15 protein-coding genes and 1 pseudogene are annotated in these 14,033 nt (G+C 58.6%); 5 read left to right on the top strand and 11 right to left on the bottom strand.

From position 1 onward, the window contains the following. Positions 1–55: 55 nt before the first annotated feature. From lysC to ACJ8PL_RS07930, 4 genes are read right to left on the bottom strand one after another with little or no spacing between them, the layout of a single operon-like run. Positions 56–229, bottom strand: a complete 174-nt coding sequence (gene lysC / locus ACJ8PL_RS07945) for an Rz1-like lysis system protein LysC (protein ID WP_033634179.1) — start codon at positions 227–229, stop codon at positions 56–58. Continuing rightward, positions 210–587 (bottom strand): DUF2570 family protein, encoded by a 378-nt coding sequence (locus tag ACJ8PL_RS07940; protein ID WP_028127771.1) that lies wholly within the window; start codon positions 585–587, stop codon positions 210–212. Before ACJ8PL_RS07940 ends, lysC begins: the two co-directional genes overlap by 20 nt. Further along, positions 584–985: a M15 family metallopeptidase gene (locus ACJ8PL_RS07935; RefSeq protein ID WP_049299551.1), complete on the bottom strand. Its 402-nt coding sequence runs from the start codon at positions 983–985 to the stop codon at positions 584–586. The genes ACJ8PL_RS07940 and ACJ8PL_RS07935 overlap by 4 nt, the downstream gene beginning before the upstream one ends. Continuing rightward, positions 975–1,301 carry a phage holin, lambda family gene (locus tag ACJ8PL_RS07930; protein WP_004936551.1) on the bottom strand — a complete coding sequence of 109 codons (327 nt, stop codon included), beginning with the start codon at positions 1,299–1,301 and terminating at the stop codon, positions 975–977. The genes ACJ8PL_RS07935 and ACJ8PL_RS07930 overlap by 11 nt, the downstream gene beginning before the upstream one ends. A gap of 292 nt (positions 1,302–1,593) precedes the next feature. On the opposite strand from ACJ8PL_RS07930, the gene ACJ8PL_RS07925 reads away from it, so the two are divergent. After that, on the top strand, positions 1,594–3,093 hold the full coding sequence (locus ACJ8PL_RS07925) for a glycosyl hydrolase family 18 protein (RefSeq protein ID WP_016926761.1): 1,500 nt from the start codon (positions 1,594–1,596) through the stop codon (positions 3,091–3,093). 85 nt (positions 3,094–3,178) lie between these two features. On the opposite strand, the gene ACJ8PL_RS07920 is transcribed toward ACJ8PL_RS07925, so the two are convergent. Next, positions 3,179–4,120, bottom strand: a complete 942-nt coding sequence (locus ACJ8PL_RS07920; protein ID WP_025303805.1) for a LysR family transcriptional regulator — start codon at positions 4,118–4,120, stop codon at positions 3,179–3,181. Positions 4,121–4,524: 404 nt separating this feature from the next. Here ACJ8PL_RS07920 and ACJ8PL_RS07915 point away from each other — a divergent pair, with 404 nt between their 5' ends. After that, a complete protein-coding gene (locus ACJ8PL_RS07915) occupies positions 4,525–5,118 on the top strand; it encodes a lytic polysaccharide monooxygenase (RefSeq protein ID WP_004936574.1) in 594 nt (197 codons plus the stop codon). A gap of 65 nt (positions 5,119–5,183) precedes the next feature. Here ACJ8PL_RS07915 and ACJ8PL_RS07910 read toward each other — a convergent pair whose 3' ends face one another. From ACJ8PL_RS07910 to ACJ8PL_RS07885, 6 genes are all read right to left on the bottom strand, one after another. Then, entirely contained in the window at positions 5,184–6,146 is a 963-nt protein-coding gene (locus tag ACJ8PL_RS07910; protein ID WP_004936575.1) for a sugar-binding transcriptional regulator, read from the bottom strand. Between the two features lie 95 nt (positions 6,147–6,241). Further along, positions 6,242–6,898, bottom strand: a complete 657-nt coding sequence (gene dhaL, locus ACJ8PL_RS07905; RefSeq protein WP_193843003.1) for a dihydroxyacetone kinase subunit DhaL — start codon at positions 6,896–6,898, stop codon at positions 6,242–6,244. A gap of 3 nt (positions 6,899–6,901) precedes the next feature. Next, positions 6,902–7,903, bottom strand: coding sequence for a dihydroxyacetone kinase subunit DhaK (locus ACJ8PL_RS07900; RefSeq protein ID WP_033639686.1), 1,002 nt, complete (start codon positions 7,901–7,903; stop codon positions 6,902–6,904). A gap of 29 nt (positions 7,904–7,932) precedes the next feature. Then, positions 7,933–8,703, bottom strand: coding sequence for an SDR family oxidoreductase (locus tag ACJ8PL_RS07895; RefSeq protein WP_042705973.1), 771 nt, complete (start codon positions 8,701–8,703; stop codon positions 7,933–7,935). Between the two features lie 35 nt (positions 8,704–8,738). Continuing rightward, on the bottom strand, positions 8,739–10,007 hold the full coding sequence (locus ACJ8PL_RS07890; protein WP_033639685.1) for an MFS transporter: 1,269 nt from the start codon (positions 10,005–10,007) through the stop codon (positions 8,739–8,741). Positions 10,008–10,073: 66 nt separating this feature from the next. Then, entirely contained in the window at positions 10,074–11,186 is a 1,113-nt protein-coding gene (locus tag ACJ8PL_RS07885) for an MDR/zinc-dependent alcohol dehydrogenase-like family protein (RefSeq protein WP_147882606.1), read from the bottom strand. Positions 11,187–11,504: 318 nt separating this feature from the next. Between ACJ8PL_RS07885 and rpiB the strand changes: the two genes are divergently transcribed. The 3 genes and pseudogenes from rpiB to ACJ8PL_RS07870 form a co-directional block, all read left to right on the top strand. Continuing rightward, positions 11,505–11,963 carry a ribose 5-phosphate isomerase B gene (gene rpiB, locus ACJ8PL_RS07880; protein ID WP_004936593.1) on the top strand — a complete coding sequence of 153 codons (459 nt, stop codon included), beginning with the start codon at positions 11,505–11,507 and terminating at the stop codon, positions 11,961–11,963. Between the two features lie 193 nt (positions 11,964–12,156). After that, complete coding sequence (tal, locus tag ACJ8PL_RS07875; RefSeq protein WP_016926754.1) at positions 12,157–13,107, top strand: transaldolase; 951 nt, start codon at positions 12,157–12,159, stop codon at positions 13,105–13,107. A gap of 18 nt (positions 13,108–13,125) precedes the next feature. Then, positions 13,126–14,033 (top strand): annotated as a pseudogene (locus tag ACJ8PL_RS07870) (transketolase); the annotation flags it as partial.

Below are 14,033 nucleotides of genomic sequence, written 5' to 3'. Positions count from 1 at the left end.
AGCGTTTTAAAAGTAAAAAAAGAAGATCTGCGAGACGAGCAGAGAAACGCCGCCGTCAGCGCGGCGGCAGCGTGGCGCGCCAGGCGTTGAGCGTCTCCACCTGGCCGGCGCAAATGTGTAACGAGGTTTGTAACGCCAGGACATAGCTCACCGCATCCCCCCAGGTCTCTCCCTCTAACTGCGGTTGTTCACAGGGAGCGAACACCGACTCAGGGGGCAACAGCGGCACGGCCTGCGGCGTCGGCCGGGCGCAGGAGCTCAAGCACAGCGCCAGGCAGAGGCTGAGCGGCGCAGGGATCGTTTTTAATCGCTTCACGGTATTTCCTCTGATAAGCCTCGTGTTGTTGGCGCAACTGCCGTTCCTGCCGCTGCTGCGCCGCCATCAGCGCGCGATTTTGCGCATCCTGTGTCTGCAAGGTGGCGATAAGCCCCGCCTGCTGCGCCAGGCTTTTTTGCAGTTCCGCCGCCTGTTGCCGCGCGGACGCCAACTGGTGCGACAACAGCGAGCTATAGCCGCCCAGGCAGATGGCCGCCAGCAACAACAGCAGCAAGCCGCCCTGCATCAGTTTTTGCAGCCAGCCGCTCATGCCGGATAGTCCCGGAACGGCAGTTGGAAGTGCGGGCCATCCTTGAGGGTTTTCCACTCGCCGCCCCATTCGACGTTGATGCCGCATTCACGCGCCGCGCGCCGCACCGCCACCGCAATCTGCGCGTAGTAATCCCACTCCCAGGAGGCCACGCCCGCCGGCATCGCCACCACGTCCACCGCGTGCCCGGTCAGGTGGCGGCTGCGCAGCGTTTGGCTGCTGCCGGCGCGCACCATTTCCCGCTGGCGCGCCATGCTGCGCAGCCCCTCGCTGACGGAAAACGGCACCAGCGAATAACGCAGCGCCAGGCGAATAACGCGCACCAGATCCGGGTGCACACCGCGCAGGTTCTCTTCGCTGCGGGCGGTAAAACGAATCTCTTCAATGTCATTTAACATTTTTAAACCCCGTCTTTTTGCCGATGAATTTTTTAATTAAGGCGTTGATGTAATCCGCCCCCATAAAACCAATCAGTACGCTGGCCAAATTCGCCCACTTTAATTCCAGGCCCATCAGCGCCAGCGCATCGCGCACCGTCCAGGCCAATAACGCGCACATCGCCGCATTCAATAAACGGCGCCGAATTCCCACGTTGCGGTAAGCGCCATGTAATAGCGCCATCACGCCGGCCAGAATGGCGTTCAATACCGGCTGAAGATATTCACATACTCGCTGGACTATTAAGCCAACAGCGTCAGGCTCTATGCTGGACATAGCTCATCTCCTTTTTATTTTTAATTAAATGCCAATCACGGCCGGCGGGACATCGGATACTCAGAATCTAGTTAAGGATGCTATTACAAAGCAAATGAATAAATACAGGCCCTATGGTCGAATTCATTCACGCTGAACGTTGGCACAACACATAAAACGCCAATGCATGCGGCAGTTAATAAAAATTCATTCTTATGGTGATTTATTTCGACTTTTATTCTCGAGGAAAATAAACATTAATGGCGACGGGGAATATTCCCCCATTGAAAAACATCCACTCTGGAGAAATGCCATGTCCACACGCAAAGCCGTTATTGGGTATTATTTTATTCCGACCAACCAAATCAATAATTACACCGAGACCGATACGTCTGTCGTACCGTTCCCGGTTTCCAACATCACGCCGGCCAAAGCCAAACAGCTGACGCACATTAACTTCTCGTTCCTGGATATCAACAGCAACCTGGAATGCGCCTGGGATCCGGCCACCAACGACGCCAAGGCGCGCGATGTGGTCAACCGTTTAACCGCGCTCAAAGCGCACAACCCCAGCCTGCGCATCATGTTCTCCATCGGCGGCTGGTACTACTCCAACGATCTGGGCGTGTCGCACGCCAACTACGTCAACGCGGTGAAAACCCCGGCGGCGCGCACCAAGTTCGCCCAATCCTGCGTGCGCATCATGAAGGATTACGGCTTCGACGGCGTGGACATCGACTGGGAGTATCCGCAGGCGGCGGAAGTGGACGGTTTCATCGCCGCGCTGCAGGAGATCCGCACCTTGCTGAACCAGCAAACCATCGCGGACGGCCGCCAGGCGTTGCCGTATCAGCTGACCATCGCCGGCGCCGGCGGCGCCTTCTTCCTGTCGCGCTATTACAGCAAGCTGGCGCAAATCGTCGCGCCACTCGATTACATCAACCTGATGACCTACGATCTGGCCGGCCCCTGGGAGAAGATCACCAACCACCAGGCGGCGCTGTTCGGCGACGCGGCCGGGCCGACCTTCTACAACGCGCTGCGCGAAGCCAATCTGGGCTGGAGCTGGGAAGAGCTGACCCGCGCTTTCCCCAGCCCGTTCAGCCTGACGGTCGACGCCGCCGTGCAGCAGCACCTGATGATGGAAGGCGTGCCGAGCGCCAAAATCGTCATGGGCGTGCCCTTCTACGGCCGCGCCTTCAAGGGCGTCAGCGGCGGCAACGGAGGCCAGTACAGCAGCCACAGCACGCCGGGCGAAGATCCGTATCCGAACGCCGATTACTGGCTGGTGGGCTGCGACGAGTGCGTGCGCGACAAGGATCCGCGCATCGCCTCCTATCGCCAGCTGGAGCAGATGCTGCAGGGCAACTACGGCTATCAGCGGTTGTGGAACGATAAGACCAAAACCCCGTATCTGTATCATGCGCAGAACGGGCTGTTTGTCACCTATGACGATGCCGAGAGCTTCAAATACAAAGCGAAGTACATCAAGCAGCAGCAGCTGGGCGGCGTAATGTTCTGGCATTTGGGGCAAGACAACCGCAACGGCGATCTGCTGGCCGCGCTGGATCGCTATTTCAACGCCGCAGACTACGACGACAGCCAGCTGGATATGGGCACCGGCCTGCGATACACCGGCGTCGGCCCCGGCAACCTGCCGATCATGACCGCGCCGGCCTATGTGCCGGGCACCACTTACGCCCAGGGCGCGCTGGTGTCCTACCAAGGCTACGTCTGGCAGACCAAGTGGGGTTACATCACCTCGGCGCCCGGCTCAGACAGCGCCTGGCTGAAGGTGGGCCGCCTGGCGTAAGCCGTAAAAAAACCCCGTAGCCGAATGCTGCGGGGTTTTCATTGAGTTAACCGTTTGATTTTCGCGTCCCTTCGTGTCTATTCCATCAGTTGTGGCACCACGGATAGCCGCCATCCCGTACCACTTCGCGGCCCATCAGGCTGTAGACATCGCTTTTGCGCGTCAGCCGCTCATGCCACCAGTTAAACCCGGCGCCCTTGCTGGCCGGGTGCCACGCCAGCCAAATCATTTCGTCGCCCTTTTGCATTTCCACCGGCACCGTCACCAGTTCGCCGCTGGCCAATTCCTTTTCGATCAAAGCAGGCGGCAGAAAAGCGTGGCCGATGCCGCGTTTGAGCAGCGCCAGGTTGCTTTCCACGTCGCATACCACCAACTGACGCTGCAAGGGCAGCGTGCCGTGATTGCGCTTGGGCAGCTCGTGGCTGCTGTCGGCGATCACCACCACGATGTCGTTCAACCGCTGTTTCTTGCACACCGGTTTTCTCTGCGCCGCGAACGGGTGCGAAGGCGACACGCATAGCACAAAGTTGAGCTTGCCGAGCATCAGGGTTTTGGCCTGCACGCTGTCGGGAATTTGGCCGATGGCGATGATCAGATCCGCCCGGTTGTTCTTCAGCGCATCCCAGGTACCGTTCAACGCTTCCCGCTGCACCGAGATACTGGCGTTCGGGCAATGCTGAATATAGTCGCGGATATCCTGCGTCAGGGTTTCCAACGGGAAGAAGGTGTCTACCGCCAAGCGGATATTATTGTCCAGCTTGGGAATGTTGCGCACCCGGCTTTCCAGATCCTGCACCGCATTTAATATCCAGCTGCCCTCCTGCAGGAGAAATTCCCCTTCATCCGTCAGGGTAATCATGGGGCCATTGCGATGAAAAAGTTTCACGCAGAGTTTGCTTTCAATATTGGAAACCCGATAAGAAATCGCCGAAGGCGTTTTATGCAGTGCCTCCGCCGCCATAGAGAAAGATCCGGTGCTCTTGATGGTGCTGATTATTTTAATCGCGTCCAGGGATAATCTAGTCATACAAATTCCTCTTTAAAATAAAATAAGAAAAATGACACTAAATTCCCAAGGTGGTGGCGCACAAAAATCGATCAAATCGAACAAGGGTACTCATAGCAACAAGCAATATACTTCATAAATGAGAGCGCTATCTTAAATACTATTCATCACGACCTGATATAAAATTCATCATAGCGCCCTACTTTTACACAGCGACAGTTAAATAAATTCAGCCTAACGATCAAAGATCGTCATCATAATAATTTTCGTTAATAGCCGTTAAAACATTCCGCTCTATCGCATGACCAGAATGATAAAAATAAAACAAGCCGACAAGAAGGGTTATTTCCAATTGCGTTATTACTCTCTCATTTTGTCGGTGAAATACGCTCAACTTACAACATTATTTCAGTCAGGAGTGACTTATGAACAAAACTTCCCGTACCCTGCTCTCTCTGGGCCTGCTGAGCGCGGCCATGTTCGGCGTTTCGCAACAGGCGAATGCTCACGGTTATGTCGAGTCGCCAGCCAGCCGCGCCTACCAGTGCAAACTGCAGCTCAACACGCAGTGCGGCAGCGTGCAGTACGAACCGCAGAGCGTCGAAGGCCTGAAAGGCTTCCCACAGGCCGGCCCGGCTGACGGCCACATCGCCAGCGCCGACAAGTCCACCTTCTTCGAACTGGATCAGCAAACGCCGACGCGCTGGAACAAGCTCAACCTGAAAACCGGCCCGAACTCCTTTACCTGGAAACTGACCGCCCGTCACAGCACCACCAGCTGGCGCTATTTCATCACCAAGCCGAACTGGGACGCTTCGCAGCCGCTGACCCGCGCTTCCTTTGACCTGACGCCGTTCTGCCAGTTCAACGACGGCGGCGCCATCCCTGCCGCACAGGTCACCCACCAGTGCAACATACCGGCAGATCGCAGCGGTTCGCACGTGATCCTTGCCGTGTGGGACATAGCCGACACCGCCAACGCCTTCTATCAGGCGATCGACGTCAACCTGAGCAAATAATCGGTCAAATGAGGAGATCGTTGAGGGTTCAGCCTGGCGCTGAACCCTTTTTTTTGCAGGTGCCGCTATTGCGACATGTTGAGGATAGTGCGCACATTGAGCGCGCTGGTGGCGATAATGTCGATGGCGCCGGTGCGCAAAGCGCCCAAAATCGCCAACGCCTTGGTATTCTCGGAAGCAATGGCGATCACGCAAGGGATTTTGCGCAGCTCATCAATGCTCAGCCCGATCACTCTGTCATTCATCACCGTGTCGACATGCTGCCCCTGAGCATTGAAAAAGTCATAGCCGGCGATGTCGCCGATCACGCCCTGATTAAGGCTGGCGTCGATAATCTCGTGCGGCGTAAACCACCCCAATTTCACCATATAGCTGTTTTCATTCATGTCGCCAATCCCGACTAACGCCACATCGGCCTTACGCGCGCGGTCCAGCGTTTCCTTGATCGTGCCGTTCTGCATGAAGGCGTCTTTCAGCGCGCGATTTTCGACGTAGGCCGGCGCGTAAAGCGTCTCGCTGCTGCCGCCGAACTTCTTCGCCAAGCGCCGACTGATATGGTCGGCGTTGATCGCATCGCCCGGACGGTGGGTGCCGCCGATGCCGCAGATGAACTTGCAGTTGCGTTCCGTCACGCTGCCGACGTGATCGGCGATCGCCGCCACGTTGCGTCCCTGGCCGACCGCCAACACCATATCGTCTTTCAGCGACATCGCCAGATAGTTGGACACCAGCGCCGCCACCTGCCGACGCTGTTCCTCTTCGTCCTGATGGTCGAGCGCGATCAACGCGCGGCTGATGGGAAAACGTTCCATCATCTGCTGTTCCAGCCGGGTGCTGAATACCGGGTGATAACGCACGTTGATCTCGACGATGCCTTCTTCCTTGGCGCGCTTGAGCAAACGACCGACTTTGATCCGTGAGATGCCGAATTTTTTGGCGATCTCTTCCTGCGTGATCTCATCCTGATAATAAGCAACGGCGATTTCGGTCAGCAGTTCGTTATCCTGGGACACAGTTTGTTTTTCCATCCGTTAGACGTTTCCCCACGGCAGGCCGGTTGATGATGGCGGAGGGACGATACACGCCCCTCCGACAAGGCTGAATGCCCGCTAGTATAACGCGTTCAAGCGGCAACGGTATTCAGTCGTTGTTCCACCTCGTCCGCCAATCGGGTCAAGAGCAGGCAGCAAGATACCGCGCCGGCGTCCAGTACGCCGCGCGAACGCTCGCCCAGACGGCTGGCGCGGCCGATTTTCGCCACCAGCTCGCGCGTGGAATCGCGCCCGCGTTCCGCGGCGATCCTCATCTTTTCCAGCGCTGCGGCGAAGTCGTCACCGCGCCCGGCCGCCTGCTCAAACGCCGCCACCGCCGGTATCAGCGTATCCATCAGACACTTGTCGCCCACGCCCGCGCTGCTGATGTCCTGCAGTTCGCTCAATCCGCCGTGCAACATCGCCAAAAATGCCTGCTTATCCAGCACGCTGCGCTCACGGACGCTCTCCGCCATGCCCATGAACAGGCTGCCGTACAGCGGCCCCATCGAACCGCCGATGCCCTCCATCAGCGCATCCGATACCGCATCGAACGCCTGCGCCAGCGTGAGCTCGCGGCCGCGAATGGCATCGCCGCACATCGCGAATCCCTTCGACATATTAATGCCATGGTCACCGTCGCCGATGGCGCCGTCGATTTCGCTCAGGTATTCGCGGTTGCTGATAATGGTTTCTATCAGCCCCGTAACGATCTCACTGCCGTACCGGGTTGAAATTTGTTCCGTCATGATTCACTCCACCTGGGTTAAGCCTAAAGATTGCGCCGGCATGTCCAGCAGCGTTTTCAGTTCGTCATCCAGCGTCATCAGCGTCAGCGTCACGCCCATCATTTCCAGCGACGTGAAGTAATTGCCGACGTAGCGCCGATGCACCCGCACGCCTTTCGCCGTCAACCGACGCTCTATTTCGGCATAATAGATATACAGCTCCATCACCGGCGTGGCGCCAAGCCCGGAGATCAGCAACGCCACCTCCTGGCCTTGTTCCAACGGCATATCGTTGAGCACAAAATCGAGCATGGTGCCGGCCATCGCCGACGCCGACTGGATCGGCGATACCTCAATGCCCGGTTCGCCGTGATGGCCGATGCCGATCTCCATCTTGCCGTCTTCGATATGAAAATTGGGTTTGCCGACCGCGGGAATGGTGCAGGAACTGAGGCCGACGCCGATCGAACGACACCGGTCGATGGCTTTTTGCGCCGCGCCGATCACGCCGTCCAGATCGTATCCCTTGGCCGCCGCCGCCGCGCCGACCTTCCACATCAGAATTTCGCCGGCCACGCCGCGTCGCTTATCTCTCTCACTGGCCGGCGCCGAGGCGACGTCATCGTTGGCCACCACGGTTTTCACCCGTATGCCGGCCGCCGTCGCCTTCTTGATCGCCATCTTGACGTTCATGTTATCGCCGGCGTAGTTGCCGTACAGGCAAGCGACGCCCGCCCCGCTGTCCGCCGCCTTGAAGGCGTCGAGAAAAGCCCCCGCCGTAGGCGATGAAAAAATCTCGCCAATCGCGACGGCATCCAGCATGTTTTTGCCGACATAGCCCAGGAACGCCGGCTCATGGCCGGAGCCGCCGCCGGTGACGATGCCCACTTTGCCGGCGATCGGCGCAGGCGGATATTTCAACACCCGCGCATTGTCGGTGGCGGCGTAATAGTTCGGGTGGGCCAGCCTGTAGCCCTGGATGGCGTCTTCCACTACGTGATCGGGATCGTTAATGATTCTGTTCATCGCGGCCTCTCTGTCGCCTGAATAAGAAATTATTGAATGGTGTAACCGCCGTCGACCACCAGGTTGGCGCCGGTGATCATCGCCGCCGCGTCACCGGCCAAAAACAGGGCGCTGGCGGCGATATCTTGCGGCTCAGCAAAGCGCCGCAGCGGAATTTTCTGCTTCATCTGCTCAGCCACCTCGCCAGACCAGGCCTTACGGCCCAGCTCCGTCAAAACCACGGTGGGTGAAATGGCGTTGACCCGCACGTTGTGCGGCCCCCACTCCAGCGCCAGCACCTGGGTCAACCCGATAACGCCCGCTTTGCTGGCGCAATAGGCCAGGTGATTAGGCAAAGCCACCACCCCGGCCTGCGAGGCGAGATTGATGATGCTGCCGCCGCGCTGACTAATGAAACGGCGCCCTACCGCCTGGCAGGTAAGAAACACGCCTTTCAGATTGACCGCCAGGGTTGCATCCCACGCCGTTTCCGGCAGCTCCTCGGCCGGATGCAGCGCGACGATGCCGGCGCTGTTGACCAGCACGTCCAGCCGCCCGAAATGCGCCTCAATCTGCGCCACCGCCCGCTCCACCGACGCGGCATCGGTGACGTCGGCCACGACGCCCAACGCCGCCTCGGCGTCCAGCTGTCGCGCCACTTCCGCAACCTGCGGCGCCCGATCGAGCAGCGCCACGCGCGCGCCGTTTTGCAGATAGCGTTCGGCAATCGCGAGACCGATCCCTGCAGCGCCGCCGGTAATCAGCGCCACCTTGCCCTGCAGCGAGAGCTCGCGCGGCGCCGTAGTTTGATGATTAATCATAAATTTCCCCTTAAAACTGTGAACTTCACGATCGGTCAGGATATTTTCGCCAAACTCGCGCCGCGTTCTTCCTGCGCCGTCGCGCTTTCTTTCGGCAGCGTGACAAATTTCATCAGCACGCCGCTGAACAGGTACAAACCGGTAAAGATCCAGATCACGCCAACGGCGCCGAGGCTGCCGATAAACAGCCCCACCACCGCCGGGCCGACAAAGGTGCTCAGGCCGGCGCCCAGATTGAGAATCGACATCGCCGCACCCTTATTGTCCGGCGCCAGCGACGGCATGATGGCCGACAGCGGCACGAACGCCGCCAGGCAGGCGCCGAACAACCCGGCGGCGCACACGGTCAGCAGGTAGTTGGCGCCAAAGAATTGCGGCACGTAGTAGAACATCAGCGTGGTCAAGGCGCAGCCGACGCAGCCGAACCACATCACCACATTGCGCCAGCCGAGCCCGTCGCTGATCACGCCGAAAATCAGGTTGAAAATGATGTTGACCGTCCACAGCGCGGCGTACATCTGCAGCCAATGCGTGCGGGTGAACCCCATATCCATCATGTACATGGGCATGAATACGACGAAGCCGTAAGCCGCAGAGGTATTAATGGTGCGCACGATGCCGCCCAGGCCGATCTTCGGGTTTTCAAACGCGATGGTGATGCCTTTCAAGACGTAACCCAGCGACGCTTTTTCCCGGTTGCCGCGCTGTGCCGCGCCGTCGTCGCGATTGAGCATCAGCGCAATCACCGCGCCCAGCACGACGAAAATCAGCGCGCTCCACAGTGTGTGGATCTCGCCGAGATAAGGCAGCATGATGCTGGAATACAGCACGCCCAGCACGCTGAGCCCGCCGCTGTAGACGAACCAGAAAATCCCCACCGCCGACCCCAGCCTTTCCGGCGGCGCCTCATACGCCACCCACACCAGAAAACCGTAGGCAAATAGCGGATAGCCCAAGCCGCGCAGCGCATAGGTCGGCACCATGATCGCCAGGTTGTTGCTCGGCAGGCCGAACGTCAAAAAGCACACCGAACCGAACAAGAACAGCAGCAGGCCGGCCAACATCACCCGCCGGGCGGTAAAGATTTCCGCCAGCACGCCGGAAAACCAGGCGGCGATCGCGGCCGCAAAGCCATAAACGCTGAACAGCAGCGCCGATTCCTGAATGCTAAGCCCTTTGCCAATCAAATAAGGCGACAGCCATCCTTGTTCCAGCCCTTCGCCCATCATGAACACCAACACGCCGGCATAGCCCAGCAGCAGTTTCGGTGACAGACCAATGCGATGAATCAGTCCATGCAACATAGAACACCCCAGCACATGTGATTATGGAGGCGCAGGCTCGCCCGCACCCGAGGAACGACGCAGGTTTCAGAGGTTTGGATTAAGCACCACTTTGATTGAACCGATGCCGCGCTTCATCAGCTCGAAACCTTCGGCGAACTGTTCCAGCGGCAACGTATGCGTCACCACGCCTTCGGTCGGCAGATCGCCATTGGCGATGCCTTCGATCACCAGCGGGTAGCAGTAAGGGCCGAGGTGCGAACCGAGCACGTCCAGCTCCTTGCGGTCGCTGATGATGCTCCAATCGACGGTCACCGGATCCTTGAACACGGAAAATTCGACGAAGGTGCCGAGCTTGCGGATCAGCGTCAGGCCCTGTTCCACGGACTTCTGTGCGCCGGTCGCCTCGATGTAGATGTCGCAGCCGTAGCCGTCGGTCATCGCTTTAACCGCGGCGGGCACGTCGTCACGGGTAGGATTCAGCGTCACATCCGCGCCGAAGCGCTTCGCCAAGGCCAGACGTTCGTCGGACAGATCCAGCACCACCAGCTTCGAAGGCCCGGACTTTTTGATCGCCCCGATCATGCCCAGCCCCAGGGTGCCGGCGCCGGCCAACACCACCACATCGCCCAGTTTGATATTGGCGCGTTGCACCGCATGGAAGGAGCAAGCATAGGGTTCGATCAGAATGGCTTTTTCGATCGGCAGGTCGGCCGGCACATGGTAGTTAATCGCCTCTTTGGTGAACTTCATGTACTCGGCCATGCCGCCGTTAACGTTTTTCTGGAAACCGTACAGGTCATGCTTTTCGCACATCCAATACTGACCGCGGTTGCAGAAGCGGCATTGCCAGCAGGGAACGATTTGTTCTGATATCACGCGCTCGCCGAGATTGAAGCCCTCGACGCCTTCGCCATACCCCACGACATGGCCGATAAATTCATGACCGGGGATCATCGGCGCCTTGATGTATGCCGGTTGTTTTTCATCGCCCCAGAAGCTGGGCGCCCCTTCGAACGCTTTAACATCACCGGCGCAGATGCCGCAGGCCTCGATCTTCACCAGGATCTCTTTCGGGCCGATCTTCGGTACCGGCACCTGTTCCAGGCGGTAATCTTTCGGGGCGTACGCCACAACCGCCTTCATGATCTCGGGGATACCGGCCGCCATTTTCGCCTCTGTTATGCAGGTCTGACACATAGCACTCTCCTCTGGTAGGGCAACTTATTTTGATCATTAATACAAACAAAGAACAAATGAACACTAACGCCGCGCGTTCAATTTGCCCACAGTGAACTTATCAAAGTGTGATATCGCTCAAAAACCCGTCTCAACTAGGGTAAACAACGATTGAAAGCCCTTTTTTAGTGACTGATATCACCTTTTACAGTGGCAAACTGAAAAATCCAGCAAAAAACAAAAGAACATCAATTGAACATTTGATTAAACAGGGATACGGTAATGAACGTGGCGCCACCGAGGATCGCCACCCTTTTCGTTACCAATCAGGAGACCGCTATGCTGCCTATCGCCATCGGCGCCGATGATGCCGCCATTGAACTGAAGGATCTGATCGTTGCCCACCTGCAACAACGGGACATCCCCGTCATTGACTACACGACGGATCGCGCCGCAGAAACGGGGATCTATCCCGATATCGCCTATCGCGTCGCGCAGGCGATACGGGAGGAAAAACATCGGCGGGGCATCCTGCTGTGCGGCACCGGCATCGGTATGAGCATCGTGGCCAATAAAGTGCCCGGCATTCGTGCGGCGCAATGTCACGATACCTACTCCGCCCAACGGGCGCGCAAAAGCAATGATGCTCAGATCATCACGCTGGGCGCGCGGGTCATCGGTGCCGAACTGGCGAAAACCATCGTCGATGCCTGGCTGGAATCGGAGTTTGAAGGGGGAGGATCGGCGCCGAAAGTCGAGCGAATCGGCTATTACGAAAACGCGGCCGGACGGCGTTAAACCGCCTGCAGTCTCGATGGCGGTCGCGCGCAAGCCGCGCTCCGCCTGGGTTTATTCGGCATTCATTGTTATTATCCATCGCAACAATCAGAAAAAGCGCATTTTCATTCTCGATCCGATGATGCAGTGTGTTCCCCCTATGATGAAAAAGGTTCTCATTTCCCTACATTGAGCTTGGTCAAGGAGCTTATCAATGAATCAATTAGACGCACTCAAGCAGCTGACCACGGTGGTCGCCGACAGCGGCGATATCGAATCCATCCGCCAGTTCGAACCCCAGGACGCCACCACCAACCCTTCGCTGATCCTGAAAGCCGCCGCGCTGCCGCAGTACAAAGCGCTGATCACCGAAGCGCTGGAGTATGCCCGCCGCCAGGGCGGCAGCAAGGAAACCCAGCTGATCAACGCCAGCGATAAACTGGCGGTCAACATCGGCGTCGAGATCCTCAAAAGCGTGCCGGGCCGCATCTCCACCGAAGTGGACGCCCGCCTGTCGTTCGATCGCGGCATGTGCGTCGCCAAAGCGCGCAAACTGATCGGCATGTATCAGGAACAGGGCATCGACAAATCGCGCATCCTGATCAAACTGGCTTCCACCTGGGAAGGCATCAAAGCCGCCGAAGAGCTGGAAAAAGAAGGCATCAACACCAACCTGACGCTGCTGTTCTCCTTCGCCCAGGCCCGCGCCTGCGCCGAAGCCGGCGTGTATCTGATCTCGCCGTTCGTCGGCCGCATCTATGACTGGTATCAGGCCAAACAGCCTGCCGCCGACTACGACGCCGATCAGGATCCGGGCGTGAAATCGGTGCGCACCATCTATGAATACTACAAGCGTCATCGTTACCAGACGGTGATCATGGGCGCCAGCTTCCGCAAGGTTGAGCAAATCCTGGCGCTGGCCGGCTGCGATCGCCTGACCATCGCGCCGAACCTGCTGGAACAGCTGAAAAACAGCGAACAGCCGGTCGAGCGCAAGCTGACCCCGTCGACCGAGGGCTTCCACCAACCTGCCCCGCTGGCCGAAGCGGAGTTCCGCTGGCTGCACAACCAGGACGCCATGGCGGTGGAAAAACTCGCCGAAGGCATTCGCCTGTTCGCCGTCGACCAGCAGAAGCTGGAAGACATGTTGGCCGCTCAACTGTAATCGCACTGGAGTTTCGTTATGTCTTCTCGTAAAGAGCTTGCCAACGCTATCCGCGCACTCAGCATGGACGCCGTACAAAAAGCAAATTCCGGCCACCCGGGGGCCCCTATGGGCATGGCGGACATCGCCGAAGTCCTGTGGCGTGACTATCCCAACCACAACCCGACTAACCCGCACTGGGCTGACCGCGACCGTTTCGTGCTCTCCAACGGCCACGGCTCCATGTTGATTTACAGCCTCCTGCACCTCACCGGCTATGACCTGCCGATGCGCGAGCTGGAAAACTTCCGTCAGCTGCACTCCAAAACCCCGGGCCACCCGGAGTACGGCTACACCCCGGGCGTTGAAACCACCACCGGCCCGCTGGGCCAGGGCATCGCCAACGCCGTCGGCTTCGCCATCGCCGAACGCACCCTGGCGGCGCAGTTCAACCGCCCCGGCCACGACATCGTCGACCACCACACCTACGCCTTCATGGGCGACGGCTGCATGATGGAAGGCATCTCGCACGAAGTCTGCTCCCTGGCCGGCACCCTCAAGCTCGGCAAGCTGACCGCCTTCTACGATGACAACGGCATCTCCATCGACGGTCACGTCGACGGCTGGTTCACCGACGACACCGCCCTGCGTTTTGAAGCCTACGGCTGGCACGTGGTGCGCAACGTCGACGGCCACAACCCGGACGCCATCAAGGCCGCGATTGAAGAAGCCCGCAAGGTGACCGACAAGCCGTCACTGCTGATGTGCAAGACCGTTATCGGCTTCGGTTCGCCGAACAAGGCCGGCACCCATGACGTGCACGGCGCCGCGCTGGGCGCTGCCGAAGTGGCCGCCACCCGCGAAGCGCTGGGCTGGAAATACGCCGCCTTTGAAATCCCGCAGGACATCTACGCTCAGTGGGACGCCAAAGAAGCCGGTCAGGCCAA

The organism is Serratia sp. CY83965 (genome assembly GCF_052166375.1).
Taxonomy (GTDB): domain Bacteria; phylum Pseudomonadota; class Gammaproteobacteria; order Enterobacterales; family Enterobacteriaceae; genus Serratia; species Serratia marcescens.
This window is presented reverse-complemented; position numbering and strand designations above follow the sequence as displayed.